Origin of the sequence: Pediococcus sp., from assembly GCF_003533255.1 — a bacterium.
GTDB classification, from domain to species: domain Bacteria; phylum Bacillota; class Bacilli; order Lactobacillales; family Lactobacillaceae; genus Pediococcus; species Pediococcus parvulus.
Genome location: NZ_DOEM01000037.1, coordinates 1 through 21,178, shown reverse-complemented (window position 1 = coordinate 21,178; position 21,178 = coordinate 1). Strand labels below are relative to the sequence as shown.

The following is a 21,178-nucleotide window of genomic DNA, read 5'->3' as shown; positions in this document are numbered from 1 at the left end:
GCAATGAAAAAAAAGTTAAAAATAATATGTTTGACATTAGCAATTTGTTTGTTAATTCTTCCCAGCTTAAGTGGCTGTGAAAATGAAACGAAGCGGGCAAATACGACCGATTATTGGTCAACAATTAAAAAACGGGGAAAAGTTATTGTGGGATTGGACGATAGTTTTGTACCCATGGGATTTCGTAAGAAAAATGGACAATTAACAGGTTATGATATTGACCTTGCCAAAGCGGTATTTAAGTTATACGGCATCAAAGTAGATTTTCAAAGCATTGATTGGTCAATGAATACTACTGAATTACGAAATAGAACCATTGACCTAATTTGGAACGGTTTTACGATAACGCCAGAACGAGAAAAAGTAGTTAGTTTTAGTCACACTTACTTAGCTAATGAGCAAGTTTTGGTAAGTAAAAAATCACAAAATGTAACGAGCTTTAAAAAAATGACTGGGAAAACGTTGGGCGTGCAAAGTGGTTCGTCTGGGGCTCAGGACGTAGATCGTCAACCCAATTTGTTAAAAAATCAAATTAAAGATAAAACACCTGTTTTATATGACTCATTTAATGATGCTTTCATTGATTTGAACGCAAATCGAATTCAAGGGTTATTGATTGATAGTGTGTACGCTGGCTATTATATTAAACATGAAAGCGATCCTCAGTCTTATCGTGAAATCCAAGGCAAATTCCCTAAAGAGCAATTTGCAGTAGGAATGCGAAAGGGCGATAAAACATTACAAAAGAAAATTAATCATGGATTGTATGTGTTATATAAGAATGGAACTTTGAAAAAAATTAATGAAAAATGGTTTGGTAATACAGCAAAGGTTGTTGCTCAGCCAAAAAGTTAACTTTTCTAAAATAATATTGATTTGCATTGAAAAGATAGAAACGCTATTCTAATGTGGATTGGTATTATTTTTTATGTATCAAAATACGTTAAATGATGAGGTTATTTCGTGCAAATTCAAATTAAACCAGGAGTCACTTTAACAGTGATTCCTGTTTCACAGTTCAAAAATACGCAAGTTTCCGTTCATTTTTTAGAAAACGCATCAAAAAAAGAAACAAGCTATCGGTCATTATTAGCCAATATTTTAGAAACAAGTTCGCAAAAATATAGAAATCAAATTTTAGTTTCACAAAAATTGTCGCAGTTATATGGCGCAGGTTTTGGCACCAGTTTGATGCGTAAACAAAATGTGCATGATCTTATGTTTTCACTCGCGTTACCCAATGATCACTATTTGGCTAGCTCCGAACATGTGCTGGATCAAGGACTGGCCTTTTTACAAGAGATGATTTTTAATCCACTGACAGAAAATCGTCAGTTTCATGGGCAAACTTACCAACGTCAGCAAAGAAATTTAGTGGCTTACATTGATGCTTTAAAAGATGATAAGCAATCATATGCGGCATTGCAACTGCAACAATTATATTTTGGGGCGGAGGATATTCAGAGTGTGCCAACATTTGGAGATGCAAAACAAATTGCTGAAATTCCAAATCAGGCTCTTTTTGAGTATTATCAAAAAGTATTAGCCCAGGATCGAGTAGAAATTTTTGTGGTTGGCGATGTGGTTGCCACTCAAGTTCAAGAAATCATTCAAAAGTGGCCTTTAAGTGAACGTACCAATAATCATACTGACATTACACGGTTAAATTTAGCAAGAAAAGAAATTCAGCAAAAAACTGAAGAACAAATGATTGTACAATCAAAATTAGATTTGGCGTATCAATTTCCAACGAATTTTCGGGATGAAACTTACTATGCTGGGATTGTTTTCAACGCTCTTTTTGGCGGGTCACCGCTGTCCAAATTATTTTTAAATGTGCGTGAAAAGGCTAGTTTGGCCTACTATGCAACAAGCAATGTGGATGTTTTTAATGGTCTAATGGTGGTGCAAACTGGGATTAATGCACAAGATAAGGATCGTGTCTTAACCATTATCGATCAGCAATTAAAGGACATTCAAAATAATGATTTTTCAGATGATCATCTCGCCCAGATTAAAACGGGATTAATCTCAAATTATATTGGGTCCTTAGATGCTGAAAGATCATACACGAGCCGCGCACTGACTAATCGATTAGTTGGTAGCCAGACAACGACTAACGAATGGGTTAAAGCAATTCAAAATGTTTCACGTTTGGAAATCGTTACGGTGGCCAATCAAGTTCAGTTACAAGCCATTTATTTCTTGAGTTCGGGGGCCAAAAAACATGCATAAGCGACTATATCAACAATTTAACGAAACATTATATTCAGAAACTTTAACAAACGGGTTACAAGTTAATATTTTGCCAAAAAAAGATTTCCACAAAACTTATGCTACTTTTTCAACCAATTTTGGTTCAATCGATCGGACTTTTATTCCGCAAGGACAAAGAGAGTATGTGGCTCAGCCGGCCGGGATTGCCCATTTCTTAGAACATAAAATGTTTGATAAGAAAGGATATGATGCTTTTGATTTGTTTGGTGAATACGGTGCAGATTCTAATGCTTTTACCAGTTTTACTAAGACCAGCTATTTATTTTCTGCCACCCAAAATATTCACGAAAATATAGATATTCTTCTTGATTTTGTTCAAGAACCTTATTTCACAGAGGCATCTGTTGAAAAAGAAAAAGGCATTATTGGACAAGAAATTCAAATGTATAATGATGATCCTGATTGGAAACTCTATATGGGTATTTTAGGAAATTTATATCCCCATCATCCCGTGCATTTGGATATTGCGGGCACTGTTAATTCAATTGCCCAAATTACTGCCGATGACTTGTATGCGGCCTACAATACTTTTTATAATCCAGCCAATATGGACCTCTTTGTGGTTGGTAATGTTGACCCGGATAAGACGCTAGGCTGGATTAAAGAAAATCAAAATAAAAAGAATTTCGAAAAGTTTACTGAACCCCAAGTAAAATTACCTAATCAAGAAGCCGATTTTGACGATATAATAAAACATCAGGTTGTGAGCATGGATATTAATCGGCCAAAAAGTATTGTGGGACTAAAAGGGTTAGATGATGTTCCGGTGGGACGAGCAGGATTAGCCTATCGTTTGAAAGCTAATTTATTGCTCTACTTATTGTTTGGTGAATCTTCTGAGCAATATCTGAAACTGTATGATCAGGGTGTGATTGATGATACGTTTTCATATGACTTTGATATGGAACGGTCTTTCCATTATGCAAGCTTTAGTGGTGATACTGATCAACCAGAAAAGTTCCAGGAGGCGATTAAAGCCGTTTTGAGCCATACCGAACAGATACTACCTCAACTGGGATCTCAATTTCAACTGGCCAAAAAAGAAATGATGGGTCGCTTACTACAGAGGATGGATTCGGTAGAAGCAATTGCCAACAGTTATGAGGCCCAATTTGATCAAGCAACTGTATTTGATCAGGCGGCAATTTATGAAACGATGACTTTAGATGATTTGCTGTTGCTTTCCCATAACTTTCTTGACTTAAAAGGCTTTAGCACCTTTCAAATTCAACCATCGAAAGGGACTCAATTATGAAGCATGCATTAATTCTTGGCGCATCAGGTGATATTGGTAGTGCGATTGCTAAACAATTGGCTGCAAAGGGGTGGTCACTATATTTACACTACAATCAAAATAAAGTCGTTGTTCAGCAACTAATTCACCAGTTTATTAAGGCATACCCTCATCAAGAATTTTTTGGCGTTGCGTTTGATATGCAGACAAAAGAAAACTTGCCTGTTTTTTTGCAATCTATTTTTGAACTAGATGCTTTGATTTTTGCACAGGGCACCACCGACTATCATCTATTAACTGAAACTTCGGTGGAAGACCTTCAGAAAATGTGGATGATGCAAGTTGCGTTACCTATTGAAATGATAAAAGCTTTCCAATCTAAATTAGCCCATTCAAATAACGGCAGAATTATTTTTATCGGTTCCGTTTATGGTGGCTTCGGAAGCGCAATGGAAGTTGCATACAGCACGGTGAAGGGAGCTCAAACAGCTTTTGCTAATGCCTATGCAAAAGAAGTTGGAACTCTGGGTATCACAGTTAATGTTGTGGCTCCGGGTGCTGTAGATACCCAAATGAATCGTGTTTTTTCTAAAGAGGATCATCAAAAGATTGCAGCTGAGATTCCTGTTGGCAGATTTGCTAAAGCTGATGAAATTGCTTATTGGGCAGTTCAGTTGGCAGACGACCAGGCTGGCTATATGACGGGTCAAACAATTTATGTTGATGGTGGCTGGTTAAAATAATTTGTGATGCCGGAAAACGATTCTTAATATGCTATACTAGTAGCGGACTAATTTAATAGTGGGTGAAAAGCGATGAGTGAAAGACAAAATAAGGAGATTGGTAAGCAACTCCAAGATGCACGATTAGATCAAGGCTTAACGATCGATTATATTCAAGAAAAAACAAAAATTCAAAAGCGATATTTAATGGCAATTGAAGCGGGACAAATGAATGATTTGCCCGGTGACTACTATGTAAAATCGTTTGTGAGTCAATATGCGGCGGTGGTTGGTCTAGATGCTCATAAGCTATTAGCAGGTGGTTTGCAAGCATCTAAAGAAGCTGAAACACGTGCCAAAAGCTTTGCAACCGGTCCGTTACCTTCTAGAACAACGCAACATAAACAAGTGGAAAAAGAAAGTGAATTTTCTAGACGATATGGTAAGTACATGGCATATGTGCCAACCGTTGTGGTCGTTGTGATTGTGGTTGTTGTTCTTGGCACTATTTGGGGAATGAGCCACGCAAATAATTCTAGTCAGCCCCATTTAAATAGCAGTAGAGTTAGTGTGACGAATGAGGCAAGTAGTACAAAGAAGAAAAAAGATTCCAGTTCAAGCGAATCTTCAAGCTCCTCTTCCAAGGCTGAATCACAAAAGATTAGTCAAGTTGGCAGTTCAACTACAGAATACACCCTTAAAAATGCGCCTAAAAGTGGTTCCAAGTTAACCTTCAAGGCAGGCACAAGTAATGCTTGGATTTCAGTATCAAGTGATGGGACACAGAGCTGGTCTTCCACCTTACAAACAGGAACTTCACATACTGAAAAGATTGCTAAAGGAGTATCAAAAGTGACTATCACAATGGGAAATGCACCTCAAACAACGATTACTGTAAATGGTAAGAGTTTTGATTTTAACCCTCAAAAAGATACGACCCAAACAAAGACAATCACTTTAACTATTGATGACTAATTAGGAGGGAAATCCTTGAACTTACCAAATAAATTAACGGTATTCCGCATTATTTTGATTCCAATTTTTATTATTATTATGGTCATTCCTTATACGTGGGGAACGGTGACCTGGTTAGGCACCTCGATTGCTGTCACTAAAGTTTTGGCAGCAATTATCTTTGCTATCGCTTCCCTTACGGATTTGGCGGATGGAAAAATTGCCCGTCATAATCATTTAGTGACCAATTTTGGTAAATTTGCTGATCCACTGGCCGATAAAATGTTAGTTATGTCGGCTTTCATTATTTTGGTTTCATTAGGCAAGGCCCCAGCTTGGGTCATTGCAATTATTGTTTGTCGTGAACTGGCAGTTACAGGATTACGGTTACTAATTGTGGAGAACAATGGTCAGGTTATGGCGGCGGCAATGCCTGGAAAAATAAAGACAACATCACAGATGCTAGCCATTATTTTATTAATTTTAAACAATGTATTGTTTGCAGCTATCCATATTCCAATGGCTGCCATCATGTTATATATTTGCCTGTTCTTTACAATTTATTCAGGAATTGATTATTTTGTTCAAAATAGGGATGTTTTTGCAGATGGATTTAAGTAGGAAAGCGAAGTGAGTTTGGTTCTTATACTAACCAAGCTCTTTTTTAATTTAAAAAAATATTTTGAAAGAAAAGCGTATTTGAAAGTGGGAGGTAAACTTTGAAGGCAGAATTAATTGCAGTTGGAACAGAAATTTTACTTGGTGAAATTACGGACACAAATACACCATTTATAGCACGTGAGTTGGCGAATCTTGGCATTGATGTGTATTTTCAATCCACAGTTGGCGATAATCCTGAACGGTTAAAAGAAACGCTAAAACTGGCTGCCAGACGAAGTGATTTAATTATTCTGTCAGGTGGCTTGGGACCTACAGAAGATGATCTTACCAAACAAACAGTTGCTAAGTTTTTGAATCGTGAACTGATTTTTGACAAATCTGCGATGACAAAAATTGAACAGTACTTTGCTGAAACAAAACGAACAATGACAGAAAACAATCGTTTACAGGCGATGTATCTCAAGGGGGCACTACCATTAAGTAATCGAACCGGTTTTGCGGTCGGTATTTTTGATCAAGAAAAAACGGGACCAGACTTTTTATTGTTGCCAGGTCCACCAAGTGAGTTAGAGCCCATGGTATCGGAACAAGTCATCCCGCTCCTTAAAGAAACATACCTTAGTGACCATGTTCTCCGATCACGAATGTTGCGATTCTTTGGTATCGGTGAATCTCAGTTAACAACTCAGTTAGCAAATCTAATCGCAACTCAATCCAATCCCACAATTGCCCCCTATGCAAAGCAAAATGAAGTGACTTTACGTTTAACTGCTTGGTCTAAAACGAATTCTGAGGCTCAGCAGGGGCTTGATGAATGTGAGAAACAGATTCAAGCACAGGTTGGTGAGTATTTTTATGGATATGGGGAGCATAACTCTTTAGCCCAAGTTTTGGCAACCAAATTAAGTTCAATGAACCAAAATATTGCGATCGTTGAAGGCTACACTGGTGGTTTATTTTTATCAACTCTTAATGCGGTCAAGGCCGATCATAACATAGTGAGTGGTGGAATTGTACTTGGTACTAACGAACGTCAAATCCAACAATTTGTTGATATAAAAGGCGATTTTAAATCACGAGTGGTCACGGAACAATTGGCTACTCAAGTCAAGCATGAAACTGGCAGTGATCTTGGCATCGCAATTTCGCAGCCACATATCGAATCGACATCAACTGATGACCACAAGGGTAACGTTTGGATAGTGATTGTTGATCGCACCAACACGATAACAACAAAAAGGTATGAATTTTCAACAATTCGTCCGTTCGTTAAACAAAGAGTTGTGATGAGCGCTTTGCAAGCCATTAATAAAATTTTAAAATAATGCGAACTTTTGTTCGTTTTTGCTTGCTTTTTTAGAAAATAATCAGTATCATTATGACTGTTAGATATTCCCGTTAAGGAGGAAACAATTTGGCTGATGAACAACGAAAAGCAGCTTTAAATGCTGCATTAAAAAAAATTGAGAAAAATTTTGGAAAAGGTTCCATTATGCGAATGGGTGATGCTGCCCAAACTCAAATTTCAACGATTTCTACTGGATCCTTAGCACTAGATGATGCATTGGGTGTTGGTGGTTATCCGCGTGGACGAATCGTAGAAGTTTATGGACCTGAAAGCTCTGGTAAAACTACGGTTGCGCTTCACGCTGTTGCTCAAGTTCAAAAAGAAGGCGGCACAGCAGCTTATATTGATGCAGAAAATGCATTAGACCCTGTCTATGCTGAACACTTAGGGGTTAACATTGATGATTTATTGCTATCTCAACCAGATACTGGTGAAGAAGGTTTGGAAATTACAGATGCATTAGTTTCTAGTGGTGCAGTTGATTTAGTGGTTGTTGACTCAGTTGCGGCTTTGGTTCCTCGTGCCGAAATTGAAGGCGAGATGGGGGATGCCCACGTTGGATTGCAGGCGCGTTTGATGTCACAAGCATTACGTAAACTATCCGGATCAATTAATAAAACCAAAACGATTGCAATTTTTATTAATCAAATTCGGGAAAAAGTTGGAGTTATGTTTGGTAATCCTGAAACAACACCTGGTGGTCGTGCATTGAAGTTTTATGCAACTATTCGATTAGAAGTACGACGGGCGGAACAGATTAAGGATGGTACCGATATTATTGGGAACCGTGTTCGAATTAAAGTAGTCAAGAACAAGGTAGCACCACCATTTAAACGTGCAGAAGTTGATATTATGTATGGACATGGTATTTCTCAGACTGGTGAAATTATTGATATGGCTGTCGAGAAAGACATTGTTAATAAGAGTGGTTCTTGGTATTCATACGGTGATGAACGCATTGGTCAGGGCCGTGAGAATGCAAAGCAATATTTGGAAGACAATCCAGAAAAACGCGAAGAAATTTACAAGAAGGTTCGTGCAGCCTACAATATGGATCCAGAAGCAGAGGCTGTAAAGGATAAGGATAAAGAAAAAAAGGATCCTTCCGAGTTGGATTTGGAAGTTTCAGATAAAAAATAGAGATGATGGCTGGAAAGATAACTTTTCCGGCTATTTTTCTGTCCACTGTTATGACACAGAAAAAGATAAGGAGAAATTAGTTTTAAAAAATGCGGTTAATGAATGGTCTAGCACTAAAAGTGTGCGTTATTCTAAATTGTGTGTGGAATTTAAACATTTTTTTTGACTTTTCAACTTAAAAATTTCTTAAATTTCAATAAACTCTCTAGCAATATGAAAATATAAATTTTGAGATAGCTTGATTAAACAGTATTGAGAATGCTAAACTAGGTATTGTGTGAATAATCAAAATAACATCATAAAAATCGGTTAGAAATTAACCAACTATTGATGATTCGGAGGTGGAAACATGCCTGTTTTCAATATAATCCTCGCAATCATCGCTATTGTTGTTGGCTATATCATTGGGTATTACGCGCATAAACTCATTCAGGAGAAAAATGTACGTGATGCTAAAGATACAGCTAGTGGTATTTTAGAAAATGCTAAGAAACAAGCGGCAACCGAAAAAAGGGAAGCTCTTTTAGAGGCTAAAGACGAAAGTCATCGCTACCGAACTCAAGTAGAAAACGAGCTTAAGCAAAGAAGAGCTGAGGCTCAAAAGCAAGAAGAACGTTTGCTACAACGAGAAGAAGCATTGGACCACAAAGATAATGCTTTCGAAAAACGTGAAGATAGTTTAGAACGCAAAGAAGAAAAGTTAAGTTCTGAACAAAAACGGATTGACGAACAACAACAAGAGGCATCCTCATTAGTTACAAAACGAACGGAAGAATTAGAACGAGTTGCGGCTATGTCGCAAGAAGACGCACAGACTTTGATTTTGAACGAGGTTCGGGATGGTTTGGCAGATGAACGTGCTAAAATGATTCGCGAAAGTGAAGAAAAAGCACAAGTTGATGCCAATAAAGTTGCTAAGGATTTAATTGCCCAAGCAATTGAACGAAGTGCTGCAGATGTGGCTACGGAGTCAACAGTGACCGTTGTGAACTTACCGAGTGACGACATGAAGGGTCGAATTATTGGCCGTGAAGGAAGAAATATTCGAACCTTGGAAACACTGACTGGTATTGATTTAATTATCGATGATACACCAGAGGCAGTTGTTCTAAGTGGATTTGATCCAATTCGTCGTGAAATTGCCAAAATGGCATTAGAGCGATTGATACAAGACGGTCGAATCCATCCGGCTCGCATTGAAGAAATGGTTGAAAAGGCTCGCAAGGACATGGATGATAAGATCCGTGAAGTTGGTGAGCAAACTATTTTTGATCTTGGAATTCATTCCATGAATCCTGAATTGATTAAATTAGTCGGTAGATTGAAGTTCAGAACAAGTTATGGGCAGAATGTTTTGGATCATTCCGTTGAGGTTGCTAAATTAACTGGTATATTAGCGGCTGAATTAGGTGAGGATGTTACGTTAGCTAAACGCGCAGGATTATTACACGATATTGGTAAAGCGGTTGATCATGAGGTTGAGGGTTCTCATGTGGCAATCGGTGTTGAATTTGCAAAGAAGTATAAAGAGAGCCCAGTAGTTATCAACGCAATTGCTTCTCATCATGGTGATGTGGGAGCAGAATACGTAACTTCAGTATTGGTTGCAGCTGCAGATTCTATTTCCGCAGCACGACCAGGTGCACGAAGTGATTCTCTTGAGAATTATATTCATCGACTTGAAAAATTGGAAAATCTGGCTAATAGTTTTAAAGGGGTCAAGAAGAGTTATGCAATTCAAGCAGGTCGAGAGATTCGCGTGATTGTAAAGCCTTCTAAGGTTTCTGACTTACAAGCAACTACTTTGACACATGATATTCGCAGTGCCATTGAAAAACAGCTAGAATATTCAGGAAAAGTTAAGGTCACCGTAATTCGAGAAGTACGCGCAGTGAACTATGCAAAATAAATTTAATTTTAAAAAGTTTGGAACGCAAAAGTTTCCAGACTTTTTTGTTTTCGTTTTCAAAAATTAATCACCTGAACTTGCGAGAATGAGAAAAGTCCGTTTTGAAGAGTAGGAACTCTAAAATTAAAATGTTAAAATGGAACATAAAGTTTTCTAATTTAAATGTGAAATGATCGTGAAGTAGAAAGTAGGAGAGAGTTTGCCACAAAAAACTAGTGATACGCCAATGATGCAACAATATATGGCGATTAAAAAAGATTATCCGGATGCCTTTCTGTTTTACAGGATTGGCGATTTTTATGAACTCTTCTATGATGATGCGATTAAAGGGGCCCAAATTTTGGAACTCACGCTGACTTCGAGAAGTCATAATGCTACTGATCCCATTCCGATGTGTGGAATGCCACACCATGCTGTTCAAAATTACGTGGATATTTTAATTGAAAAGGGCTATAAGGTTGCTATTTGCGAGCAGATGGAAGATCCTCGTTTAGCAAAAGGTATGGTCAAGCGAGAAGTGATTCAATTGATCACACCTGGAACAGTTACGGACTCCAATGTGAACGAAGCCAAATCCAATAACTATTTGACCGCTCTGACCACTGATGATACCAAACTGTTTGGTTTTGCTTATACTGATTTATCGACGGGTGAATTAAAAACAAGTCATTTGGATTCCCTCGAAGCAGTTATAAACGAAGTAGTAAATCTGCGATCTAAAGAAATTGTGGTAGACCAGTCAATTGATGAACGTATTCAAGATTCATTTAAAAAACTGAATATTATGGTATCGCATCAAAATAAAATTGAAGTTAAAGCTGAACTTAGTTATTTGACGCAAAGTCTGACTGAAAAGCTTGAGAAAAGTACCGTTGAAACGTTGCTCACGTATATTACAGTGACGCAGAAGCGGAGCCTGGCGCATTTACAAAAGGCGGTCGCCTATGAGCCTTCTTATTATTTGAGAATGGATCACTATTCTAAATATAATTTGGAATTGACCCGTTCAATTCGTTCCGGTAAAAAACAAGGTACGCTTTTATGGCTACTGGATGAAACACGAACGGCGATGGGAGGTAGGCTTTTAAAGCAGTGGCTTGATCGACCTTTGATTCAAAAAAAGCAAATTGAGGATCGTCAAATCAAAGTGGCTGAATTGTTAGACCATTACTTTGAAAGAAGCAACCTTCAAGATGAATTGGTTAAGGTCTATGATTTAGAGCGACTTGCTGGTCGGGTGGCGTTTGGCAGTGTTAATGGTCGGGATTTAATTCAGTTGAAGACGTCGTTGCGACAAATCCCTAAAATTCAACATGTATTATCCGACTTAGATGACAAAGTATTTGGAGAAATGCTTGCTAAATTAGATCCAGTGGATGACATTGCCGATTTGATTGAACGCTCAATTGTGGACGAACCGCCCATTTCAGTTACTGAAGGTAACGTCATTAAAGATGGCTATAACGCGCAATTGGACAAGTATCGAGATGCCATGACCAATGGTAAAAAGTGGATGGCTGAATTAGAAGCTTCCGAACGAAAAGCCACAGGAATCCGAAATCTGAAAGTCGGGTATAACAAGGTATTCGGCTATTATATTGAAATCACAAAGACTAATTTAGGTAACGTTCCAGAGGGGCGCTATGAACGCAAACAGACTTTAACAAATGCCGAACGGTTTATCACCCCAGCGCTAAAAGAAAAAGAAAGTCTAATTCTAGAAGCAGAAGACAAATCAACAACGCTTGAATATGAATTGTTTACCAAAATTCGTGAACAAATTAAACAAGTGATTGACCGGCTACAAAAATTGGCCAAACAGGTTGCCACATTGGATGTGCTCCAGAGTTTTGCGGTGGTTAGTGAAAACTATCACTTTATTAAACCAACCTTAACCAAAAACCATAGTATTGATATTGTTGGTGGTCGGCATCCTGTTGTTGAAAAAGTAATGGGTCGGCAAAGTTATGTGCCTAATGATGTTAAAATGGCAGACAATGTTGATATTTTATTGATTACAGGACCAAATATGTCCGGGAAAAGTACGTATATGCGTCAATTAGCTTTGACAGTCGTTTTAGCACAAATGGGATGTTTTGTTCCAGCAGAATCAGCGACATTACCAATTTTTGATCAAATCTTTACGCGAATCGGGGCTGCCGATGACTTAATTGCGGGTCAAAGTACCTTTATGGTGGAAATGCAAGAGGCTAATCGAGCCATCCAAAACGCAACTCCACAGAGTTTGATTTTGTTTGATGAAATTGGCCGTGGAACAGCGACCTATGATGGAATGGCGTTGGCACAGGCTATTATTGAATTTGTGCATAATCATGTGCATGCTAAAACACTTTTTTCAACGCATTATCATGAACTAACCGTTTTGGATCAGACTTTAACCAAGCTCAAAAATGTCCATGTTGGCGCTGTTGAAAAGGACGGGGACTTAGTTTTTTTGCATAAAATGGAAGACGGTCCTGCCGACAAGTCTTACGGAATCCATGTGGCTAAACTGGCAGGGATGCCTGAAGAATTGTTAGGACGCGCCGATAAGATTTTGAAACGCTTAGAGATTAAAAATAAAGATACGGATCAAACACTTGTTAATGCAGAAATTAAGTCAAAAAAAGTAGAAGAACCTGCAGAAGATGTTCAAGAAAAGCAGAATCATAAGACTAGTGAAGTCGATGAACAGTTAGCATTATTTCAAACGGAACCAGCTAATCCGCAAGGTGAGGAAGTTCTCGCCCAAATTCGAAATTCTAATTTGATGTCTATGACACCAATGGATGTAATGAACCAGTTATATAAATGGCAAAAGAAATTAGGTAACAAATAGAAAGCTGAGATAAAATGGCAAAAATTCATGAACTTTCTGATGTTCTTGCTGATCAAATCGCCGCTGGAGAGGTAGTTGAACGTCCTGCTTCAGTAGTTAAAGAATTAGTTGAAAATGCAATTGATGCAAACAGTACCCAGATCGATATACTTGTAGAGCAAGCTGGATTAAAATCAATTGAAATTGTGGATAATGGGGATGGCATTGCATCTGATGACGTGTCGATGGCGTTTGAACGACATGCTACCAGTAAAATTAGTACCCGTGAGGATCTATTCAAAGTGCGTTCACTCGGATTTCGGGGCGAAGCCTTACCTAGTATCGCTTCAGTTGCTGATGTCATTTTACAGACGTCAACCGGGCACGATACTGGTACCCAGATTCATATTAAAGGTGGCAAGCTCGTTGATAAGACATTGTCGGCATTGAGGAAAGGAACTGATATTAGTGTTCAGGACTTGTTTTTCAATACACCGGCGCGCTTGAAGTATATGAAGTCTCCTCAAACTGAGCTTGCAAACATTACTGATATCGTGAATCGTTTAGCGTTAAGTTATCCACAAATCGCTTTTACCTTAAACCATGATGGTCGAGAATTATTACGGACATCAGGGCGGGGTAATTTACAGCAAGTCATTGCCGGAATTTATGGTGTCCAAAATGCCCGCAAAATGGTGAAATTTAGTGCGGAAGATGTGGACTTTGAGATTTCAGGGTATACAAGTTTGCCTGAGTTTACACGGGCCTCTCGGCAATATATATCCGTGCTGATTAACGGGCGCTATGTGAAAAATTTTCAGGTAAATAAAGCAATAATTGAGGGTTACGGATCTAAATTGATGGTTGGCAGGTATCCAGTTGCTGTGTTAAACATTAAAATGGATCCATTGTTGGTTGATGTGAATGTGCATCCAGCAAAACAAGAAGTACGGATTAGTGAAGAAAAGCAGCTCCAAAAACTAATCTCCAAAACGATCTATGGTGTGCTTGCAAAGGAAAATTTGATTCCTTCAGCAGTTCAAAATTTAAAAACCAAACAAAAAATTAACACGGATCAGTTGCAGTTTAATTTGAACGAAGCATCGGTAAGCTATATAGACAATTCTAAACCTGCTTTAAATTCTGATAATTTAAAACAAGCTCAATCGAGTTCAAGTGACAAATTATTTACTGCGCTTCCTGAAAATGGAAAAAAACCAATTGTGATAAAACACGAGACGGAATTGCATACACCATCTTTGCAACAGTTTCAAAAAAAATATGGCGAAGAACCACAACCATTGCCATTCGGACAGCCTAAAAATGCAGATAAAAGCGACCCAACGATGGGAATGGATAAACCACAAAAAGAAGCTAAGCGGTTTCCGGCACTTCGATACGTGGGACAAATGCACGGCACATTTTTATTTGCTGAATCTGAGGACGGACTTTATATTTTGGATCAGCATGCTGCCCAGGAACGTATCAATTATGAATACTATCGTCAACAAATTGGAGAAGTTTCGGACGATGCGCAAAACTTACTGGTGCCGATTGTTTTAGATTATTCCACAAGTGACATGTTGAGAATTCAACAAAAAGAAGATGTGCTTGCTAGTTGTGGCATCCATTTGGAATCATTTGGGCCAAATAGTTTTGTTGTCCATCAACATCCAACGTGGTTTAAAGAAGGACAGGAAGAAGATACTATCCGAGAAATGATTGATTATGTTCTTAATGACAGTCGGATGACAGTTGCCAAGTTTCGTGAGAAAACAGCTATCATGATGAGCTGTAAACGAGCAATTAAAGCAAATCACCATTTAGATGATCAACAAGCTCGCCAATTATTGAAAGATTTATCAAAGGCTGAAAATCCATTTAATTGCCCGCACGGTCGCCCAGTTTTAGTACATTTTTCCAATGAAGATATGAAAAAAATGTTTAAACGCATTCAAGATCCACATCAACCATTAGAAGAACAAGAATAAAGTTGATTTATGGTACAATGATTAAAAAGCAAACATATGTTTAGTTTGGATAATGGGGAGAATTTGAATGTATGAATATTTGATTGGCTATGTGACTGAAGTGACACCTGAATTTGTGGTTTTGGAAGTTCAAGGCGTTGGATATAAACTTTTTGTTGGCAACCCTTATCGTTATGAAGTTAGTCACGAAAAACAAGTGAAAATCTATGTGCATGAAGCCGTTTCGGATACAGGAATTAGCCTTTATGGTTTATTTGACGCAGAAGATAAAGAACTTTTTGAAAAATTATTGTTAGTGAAGGGCATTGGTCCTAAAAGTGCCTTAGCGATTTTGGCAAATGAAGATCATTCTGGATTAGTTGCTGCAATTAATAATGATGATGTGGCCTATCTTAAGAAGTTTCCTAAGATCGGACCTAAAGCAGCACAACAAATTATTTTAGATTTAAAGGGCAAGATGACATTAAATTCAGTCGATCCTGTGCAAACTGTAGCTAAGCCTATTGGTAATCATCAATTGGCAGATGCGTTAGATGCGTTGACGGCTTTAGGATATGCAACAAGAGATATTGCAAAAATTAAACCTGATTTAGAAGCAGATCCAGCGATGACAACGGATCAATATTTAAGTAGTGGACTTAAGTTACTGATGAAAAAATAATGGAGGAAGGTGAATTGGATGAGTGATGCAGATGACGACCGTCTTGTTTCTGGAGAAAATGAGAATTCAGAAGAAGCCTCAATTGAAAAATCGTTACGTCCAGCAACTTTAGATCAGTATATTGGTCAAGACCGAATCAAACATGAATTATCAGTTTACATCCAGGCCACTAAACAACGTGAAGAGTCGCTTGACCATGTGTTGCTATATGGACCACCCGGTTTAGGGAAAACGACACTTGCTATGGTCATCGCCAACGAAATGGCTGTACATATTCGAACGACAAGTGGTCCGGCAATTGAAAAACCCGGAGATCTAGTGGCATTACTGAACGAATTACAGCCTGGTGATATTTTATTTATTGATGAAATCCATCGGTTACCCAAGATTGTTGAAGAAATGCTGTATTCTGCAATGGAAGATTTTTTTGTCGATATTGTGGTGGGCCAGGGTCCAACGGCTCATCCAATTCATTTTCCATTGCCACCGTTTACGTTAATTGGGGCAACTACGCGTGCTGGGTTGTTGTCGGCACCTTTGCGTGATCGGTTTGGTATTGTTGCTCACATGAATTACTACACAGTAGAGGATTTAACTGAAATTGTGAAACGCTCTGCTGACATTTTTAACACTAAAATTACGGACCAAGGTTCACATGAAATTGCGAGTCGTTCACGAGGGACGCCAAGAATTGCGAATCGCCTTTTGAAACGAGTGCGAGATTTTATGGAAGTTTCTGATAAAACGGCAATTGATGAGCAAATTGTCACGAAATCGTTGCAGTTTTTGCGAGTAGACGAAGAAGGCCTTGATGAAATTGACAATAAGATATTAAAAACAATGATTGACTTTTATCATGGCGGTCCAGTTGGCCTTGGCACCATTGCAGCAAACATTGGTGAAGAAGCGGATACAATTGCCGAAATGTATGAACCTTATCTTATGCAAATTGGTTATTTGAATCGGACGCCGCGTGGTCGTGTAGTGACAGAAAAGGGTTATGCACACTTGGGAATAGCTCAAAATAAAACTAATTAAGGAGAATCACCATGACATTAACAGTTGATGATTTTGATTATAATTTACCACACGAATTAATTGCGCAAACGCCAATTAAGGAGCGGGATGAGTCGCGCTTATTAGTGTTAGACCACAAAACAGGTATCTTAGAAGATAAACATTTTTATGATATTTTAGATCAACTACATGCTGGGGATGCTGTTGTCATGAATGATTCGCGGGTGATGCCTGCACGAATTTATGGTATAAAGCCAGAGACAGGTGCCCACATGGAAGTGTTGCTTCTACACAATGATGTAGGAGACCAGTGGGAAACTTTGGTTAAACCGGCTAAACGCGCTAAAGTTGGTACAATTATTGAATTTGGTTATGGGTTGCTGAAGGCAACGGTAGTAAAAGAGCTGGAACATGGTGGCCGTGAAATTGAATTTCATTATGATGGTATTTTTATGGAGATTTTGGAAAAGCTTGGAGAAACACCATTGCCACCTTATATTAAGGAAAAACTAGATGATCCAGAGCGTTATCAAACCGTTTATGCACGTGAAAGTGGTAGTGCCGCAGCACCAACTGCTGGCTTACATTGGACCAAAGAATTACTCAAAAAAGTTGAGGATAAAGGGGTTAAATTAGTTTATTTAACCTTACACGTTGGGTTGGGAACTTTTCGTCCGGTTGATGAAGCTAACATTGAAGATCACAAAATGCATAGTGAATTTTATCGGTTGAGTGAAGAGTCAGCTGCAACTTTAAATGAAGTCCGTAAAAATGGAGGTCGAATTGTTGCGACAGGGACAACTTCGATTCGAACTTTAGAAACAATTGGAACCAAATTTAATGGCGAGATTAAAGCAGATAGTGGCTGGACAGACATTTTTATAAAACCTGGGTACAAGTGGCAAGTTGTGGATGCCTTCATCACAAATTTTCATTTGCCAAAATCTACATTAGTTATGTTAGTGGCGGCCTTTACAGGTCGTGACATGATTTTAAATGCTTATCAACACGCCATTGAAGAAAAATATCGGTTCTTTAGTTTCGGGGATGCGATGTTTATCAAATAAAGAGAAGAATGGAGAATTTCTGTGGAACCTGCAATTAAGTATCATTTGATAAAAACTGAGAAACATACTGGCGCGCGGTTAGGCGAAATTGAGACCCCCCATGGGACTTTTCCGACGCCGATTTTTATGCCAGTCGGCACACAGGCGACAGTTAAGGCCATGTCTCCAGAAGAATTGGAAGACATCGGTGCTGATATTATTCTTTCTAATACCTACCATCTTTGGGTGCGTCCTGGTGAAGATATTGTCAAAGAAGCTGGTGGCCTGCATAAGTTTATGAATTGGAAAAAAGGAATTTTAACAGATTCTGGTGGTTTCCAAGTGTTTTCATTAGCTAAACTGCGTGATATCTCTGAAGAAGGGGTGCATTTTCGGAATGAAATTAGTGGCGCAAAAATGTTTTTAAGTCCCGAAAAAGCGATTCAAATCGAGAATGATTTGGGACCAGACATTATGATGAGTTTTGATGAATGTCCGCCATTTTTTGAAAGTTACGAGTATGTTAAACATTCAGTTGAAAGAACGAGTCGGTGGGCAGAACGGGGCTTGAAAGCTCACCAGAATCCGGATTGGCAAGCGTTGTTTGGAATTGTGCAGGGAGCTGGATTTAAGGCTTTGCGTGAACAAAGTGCCAAAGATCTCGTTAGTTTAGATTTCCCTGGTTATTCAATTGGTGGATTGTCAGTTGGAGAATCAAAAGATGAAATGAACCGAGTTTTAGAGTTCACGACGCCAATGCTTCCAGAAAACAAACCACGTTACCTCATGGGCGTCGGTTCACCGGATTCACTGATTGATGGTGTAATGCGGGGGATTGATATGTTTGATTGTGTTTTGCCAACGCGAATTGCGCGAAACGGAACCTGCATGACATCGCACGGGCGCTTGGTTGTGAAGAACGCGAAGTATGCGCGTGACTTTACACCAATTGATGATAATTGCCAATGTTATACTTGTCGCAATTTTACTAGAGCATATGTCCGTCATTTGATGAAAACAGAAGAAACATTTGGCTTGCGATTAACTAGTATTCATAATACGTATTTTTTAGTTCATCTGATGAAACAAGTCCGTCAGGCTATTCAGGATGATAATTTATTGGAATTTAAAGAAGCGTTTTTTGAAGAATATGGGTATAATCAAGCGCATCCAAAGAATTTCTAAAATTACTGGAACTAAAGGGTATTTTTTGATACAGTTAGGATAAAGAAAATGAGGTGTTTATATTGTTATTAGGAGCAAATTCAGGTTTTAGTGGTATGGGAAGCATTATTTTCATTGTTTTAATTTTTGGATTAATGTATTTCATGATGATTCGGCCACAAAAGAAGCAACAACAAAAGCATCAAGAAATGATGAGTAAACTTCAAGTTGGCGATAAAGTTGTGACAATTGGTCGTTTACATGGTGTTGTGGATAAGGTTGATACTGATGCTAAAACGGTGACATTAGATTGTGACGGTATTTACTTAGTATTTGATCGTACTGCAATTATGCGTGTCGACCATGTTGAAGCTGTTCAACCAGCAGCAACTGCAGATACAGATGTTGCTTCAGCAACAGATGACAAAACTGCTGATGTTGAAGAGCCAAAGGAACCAACTGATGATTCAGTTAAAGATGACTCAGATAAATAATTAGATATTTTATAAAAATTTGAAACTTTTTTAGTTTCAAATTTTTTTTGGAGTTTTATAAGTTGTGTATTTTGTACAAAAGTTTCATAATTAAAAAGAATAGATATTGTGAAAGTGGGGCAAATAGAATGACACAGCAAGCGTTATTTATTATTTTTGGAGGAACAGGCGATTTAGCGTATCGAAAATTGTATCCTTCATTATTTCGTTTGTATGAAAAAGGGTATTTAAAAGACAATTTCGCTGTTATTGGAACGGCTCGACGGCCATGGACGGATGATCACTACCATGAAGTTGTGATGAATGCTGTCGCAGATGATGGTCATGAGTCAGATCGGACGAACAGTGAATTGGCCCGAAAATTTGCCAGTCATTTTTATTATCAATCACACAATGTGAATGATACAGAGCATTATGTGGCTTTGAGAAATTTGGCCGATAAGTTAGATGAAAAATATGATTTACAAGGAAATAGAATTTATTATTTGGCAATGGCACCTCGGTTCTTTGGGACAATTGCTGCACATCTTAAGTCCGAAAAGCTAATAACTGATCATGGTTATAATCGCCTAATCATTGAAAAGCCCTTTGGCCGAGATCTTAAAACGGCAAAAGAGCTTAATGACGATATTTCAGCGGCGTTTTCTGAGGATCAGATTTACCGAATTGATCACTATTTAGGAAAAGAAGCCATTGAAAGTATTGCTGCGCTTCGTTTTGGTAATCAAATCGTTTCATCACTTTGGAATAAAGAACATATCGATAATATTCAAATTACTTTAGCTGAATCCTTAGGAGTTGAAGAACGGGCTGGCTATTATGAAACGGCCGGAGCGTTACGGGATATGGTGCAAAATCATATTTTGCAAATTATTTCTTTGTTAACGATGGAAAAACCAAGTAAATACACAGCTTCTGAATTACGTGATCGAAAAGTAGAGGCACTTCAAAATATCAAGGTTTATTCGAAAGAAGAGGCTTTGCAAAACTTTGTCCGAGGGCAATATGGTGAGGATGCGGATCACACACAATCAGATTATCGCCATGAAGAGGGTACTGATGAACAGTCACAAATCGAAACCTTTGTTTCCGGGAAACTAGAAACAGAAAATAAGACTTTAGCTGGTGTACCAATTTATGTTCGAACTGGGAAACGGCTCGCACGTAAATCGACACAAATCAATGTGGTATTTAAAAATGTGGATACCAATATTTTTGACTCAACAGATGCGGATAGCAATTTGCTAGATCAAAACGTTTTGACGCTGTATATTGAACCGGATCAAGGGTATCGGCTTGATTTGAATGTCAAAGATGGTGGGCAAACGTATGGTATTATGCCAATTCATCTTGACTATCATAAAACAGCAGCTGAAAAGGCTAAGATTCCAGAGGCTTATGAGAAACTGATCCATGATGCACTTGATGGCAATCGGACCAACTTTGCGCACTGGCATGAAGTTGCACAGGCTTGGCGAATTGTGGATGTCATCCGTGAAGCATGGGATAGTGAAAAAGCAGATTTTCCAAATTATGTAAGTGGGTCAATGGGACCTCAAGCTTCGCAAGATTTGTTGAAACGTGATCACAGAAATTGGATTTTTGATGCGACAAACTAATCTTAGATTGTTTATATTTTCTGAATATTATTTCTAAAACCTGAAGAAAAGGCAGGTGCTTCCGCTTAGCTACGATTAACAAACGATCCAAAGTACGGATCGTTCGGTAGTTTAGCTATGCGAAGCAGCTGCCTTTTTTGGGGTCTCTGTCAAATCGTATTGG

General features: G+C 38.3%; 17 protein-coding genes. All 17 read left to right on the top strand.

Features of this window, described 5'->3' with window-relative positions; genetic code table 11:
- Positions 1-3 precede the first annotated feature (3 nt).
- The 17 genes from DD627_RS08720 (at position 4) to zwf (ending at position 21,015) form a co-directional block, all read left to right on the top strand.
- Complete coding sequence (locus tag DD627_RS08720) at positions 4-855, top strand: amino acid ABC transporter substrate-binding protein (protein WP_057784723.1); 852 nt, start codon at positions 4-6, stop codon at positions 853-855.
- Positions 856-963: 108 nt separating this feature from the next.
- The gene (gene yfmF / locus DD627_RS08715) at positions 964-2,235 is read left to right on the top strand and encodes an EF-P 5-aminopentanol modification-associated protein YfmF (RefSeq protein ID WP_260266832.1); all 1,272 of its coding nucleotides are present in this window, start codon (positions 964-966) and stop codon (positions 2,233-2,235) included.
- Positions 2,228-3,532 (top strand): EF-P 5-aminopentanol modification-associated protein YfmH, encoded by a 1,305-nt coding sequence (gene yfmH, locus DD627_RS08710; protein WP_260266831.1) that lies wholly within the window; start codon positions 2,228-2,230, stop codon positions 3,530-3,532. The genes yfmF and yfmH overlap by 8 nt, the downstream gene beginning before the upstream one ends.
- A complete protein-coding gene (gene ymfI, locus DD627_RS08705; protein WP_057783743.1) occupies positions 3,529-4,254 on the top strand; it encodes an elongation factor P 5-aminopentanone reductase in 726 nt (241 codons plus the stop codon). The genes yfmH and ymfI overlap by 4 nt, the downstream gene beginning before the upstream one ends.
- A 72-nt stretch (positions 4,255-4,326) precedes the next feature.
- A complete protein-coding gene (locus DD627_RS08700; protein WP_057783740.1) occupies positions 4,327-5,208 on the top strand; it encodes a helix-turn-helix domain-containing protein in 882 nt (293 codons plus the stop codon).
- A gap of 15 nt (positions 5,209-5,223) precedes the next feature.
- Complete coding sequence (gene pgsA / locus DD627_RS08695) at positions 5,224-5,808, top strand: CDP-diacylglycerol--glycerol-3-phosphate 3-phosphatidyltransferase (RefSeq protein ID WP_057783738.1); 585 nt, start codon at positions 5,224-5,226, stop codon at positions 5,806-5,808.
- Positions 5,809-5,906: 98 nt separating this feature from the next.
- Positions 5,907-7,133, top strand: coding sequence for a competence/damage-inducible protein A (locus tag DD627_RS08690; protein ID WP_068808050.1), 1,227 nt, complete (start codon positions 5,907-5,909; stop codon positions 7,131-7,133).
- An 89-nt stretch (positions 7,134-7,222) separates the two neighbouring features.
- The gene (recA, locus tag DD627_RS08685; RefSeq protein WP_057783733.1) at positions 7,223-8,296 is read left to right on the top strand and encodes a recombinase RecA; all 1,074 of its coding nucleotides are present in this window, start codon (positions 7,223-7,225) and stop codon (positions 8,294-8,296) included.
- Positions 8,297-8,645: 349 nt separating this feature from the next.
- Complete coding sequence (rny, locus tag DD627_RS08680; protein ID WP_057783731.1) at positions 8,646-10,205, top strand: ribonuclease Y; 1,560 nt, start codon at positions 8,646-8,648, stop codon at positions 10,203-10,205.
- Between the two features lie 199 nt (positions 10,206-10,404).
- Positions 10,405-13,044 carry a DNA mismatch repair protein MutS gene (gene mutS, locus DD627_RS08675; RefSeq protein ID WP_260266830.1) on the top strand — a complete coding sequence of 880 codons (2,640 nt, stop codon included), beginning with the start codon at positions 10,405-10,407 and terminating at the stop codon, positions 13,042-13,044.
- 14 nt (positions 13,045-13,058) lie between these two features.
- On the top strand, positions 13,059-15,014 hold the full coding sequence (gene mutL, locus DD627_RS08670; protein WP_057783727.1) for a DNA mismatch repair endonuclease MutL: 1,956 nt from the start codon (positions 13,059-13,061) through the stop codon (positions 15,012-15,014).
- Positions 15,015-15,081: 67 nt separating this feature from the next.
- The gene (gene ruvA / locus DD627_RS08665) at positions 15,082-15,675 is read left to right on the top strand and encodes a Holliday junction branch migration protein RuvA (RefSeq protein WP_057783725.1); all 594 of its coding nucleotides are present in this window, start codon (positions 15,082-15,084) and stop codon (positions 15,673-15,675) included.
- 18 nt (positions 15,676-15,693) lie between these two features.
- Positions 15,694-16,713, top strand: coding sequence for a Holliday junction branch migration DNA helicase RuvB (ruvB, locus tag DD627_RS08660; protein WP_057783723.1), 1,020 nt, complete (start codon positions 15,694-15,696; stop codon positions 16,711-16,713).
- An 11-nt stretch (positions 16,714-16,724) separates the two neighbouring features.
- A complete protein-coding gene (queA, locus tag DD627_RS08655; RefSeq protein ID WP_260274962.1) occupies positions 16,725-17,759 on the top strand; it encodes a tRNA preQ1(34) S-adenosylmethionine ribosyltransferase-isomerase QueA in 1,035 nt (344 codons plus the stop codon).
- Positions 17,760-17,780: 21 nt separating this feature from the next.
- A complete protein-coding gene (gene tgt, locus DD627_RS08650; protein WP_057783719.1) occupies positions 17,781-18,923 on the top strand; it encodes a tRNA guanosine(34) transglycosylase Tgt in 1,143 nt (380 codons plus the stop codon).
- 95 nt (positions 18,924-19,018) lie between these two features.
- Complete coding sequence (gene yajC, locus DD627_RS08645) at positions 19,019-19,396, top strand: preprotein translocase subunit YajC (protein ID WP_198145849.1); 378 nt, start codon at positions 19,019-19,021, stop codon at positions 19,394-19,396.
- Between the two features lie 128 nt (positions 19,397-19,524).
- Entirely contained in the window at positions 19,525-21,015 is a 1,491-nt protein-coding gene (gene zwf / locus DD627_RS08640; protein ID WP_260266829.1) for a glucose-6-phosphate dehydrogenase, read from the top strand.
- Positions 21,016-21,178 lie beyond the last annotated feature (163 nt).

Coding starts and splice junctions, on each gene's coding strand:
- DD627_RS08720 (WP_057784723.1), top strand. CDS start 4: ATGAAAAAAAAGTTAAAAATAATATGTTTGACATTAGCAATTTGTTTG.
- yfmH (WP_260266831.1), top strand. CDS start 2,228: ATGCATAAGCGACTATATCAACAATTTAACGAAACATTATATTCAGAA.
- ymfI (WP_057783743.1), top strand. CDS start 3,529: ATGAAGCATGCATTAATTCTTGGCGCATCAGGTGATATTGGTAGTGCG.
- DD627_RS08700 (WP_057783740.1), top strand. CDS start 4,327: ATGAGTGAAAGACAAAATAAGGAGATTGGTAAGCAACTCCAAGATGCA.
- rny (WP_057783731.1), top strand. CDS start 8,646: ATGCCTGTTTTCAATATAATCCTCGCAATCATCGCTATTGTTGTTGGC.
- mutL (WP_057783727.1), top strand. CDS start 13,059: ATGGCAAAAATTCATGAACTTTCTGATGTTCTTGCTGATCAAATCGCC.
- ruvA (WP_057783725.1), top strand. CDS start 15,082: ATGTATGAATATTTGATTGGCTATGTGACTGAAGTGACACCTGAATTT.
- ruvB (WP_057783723.1), top strand. CDS start 15,694: ATGAGTGATGCAGATGACGACCGTCTTGTTTCTGGAGAAAATGAGAAT.
- queA (WP_260274962.1), top strand. CDS start 16,725: ATGACATTAACAGTTGATGATTTTGATTATAATTTACCACACGAATTA.
- yajC (WP_198145849.1), top strand. CDS start 19,019: ATGGGAAGCATTATTTTCATTGTTTTAATTTTTGGATTAATGTATTTC.
- zwf (WP_260266829.1), top strand. CDS start 19,525: ATGACACAGCAAGCGTTATTTATTATTTTTGGAGGAACAGGCGATTTA.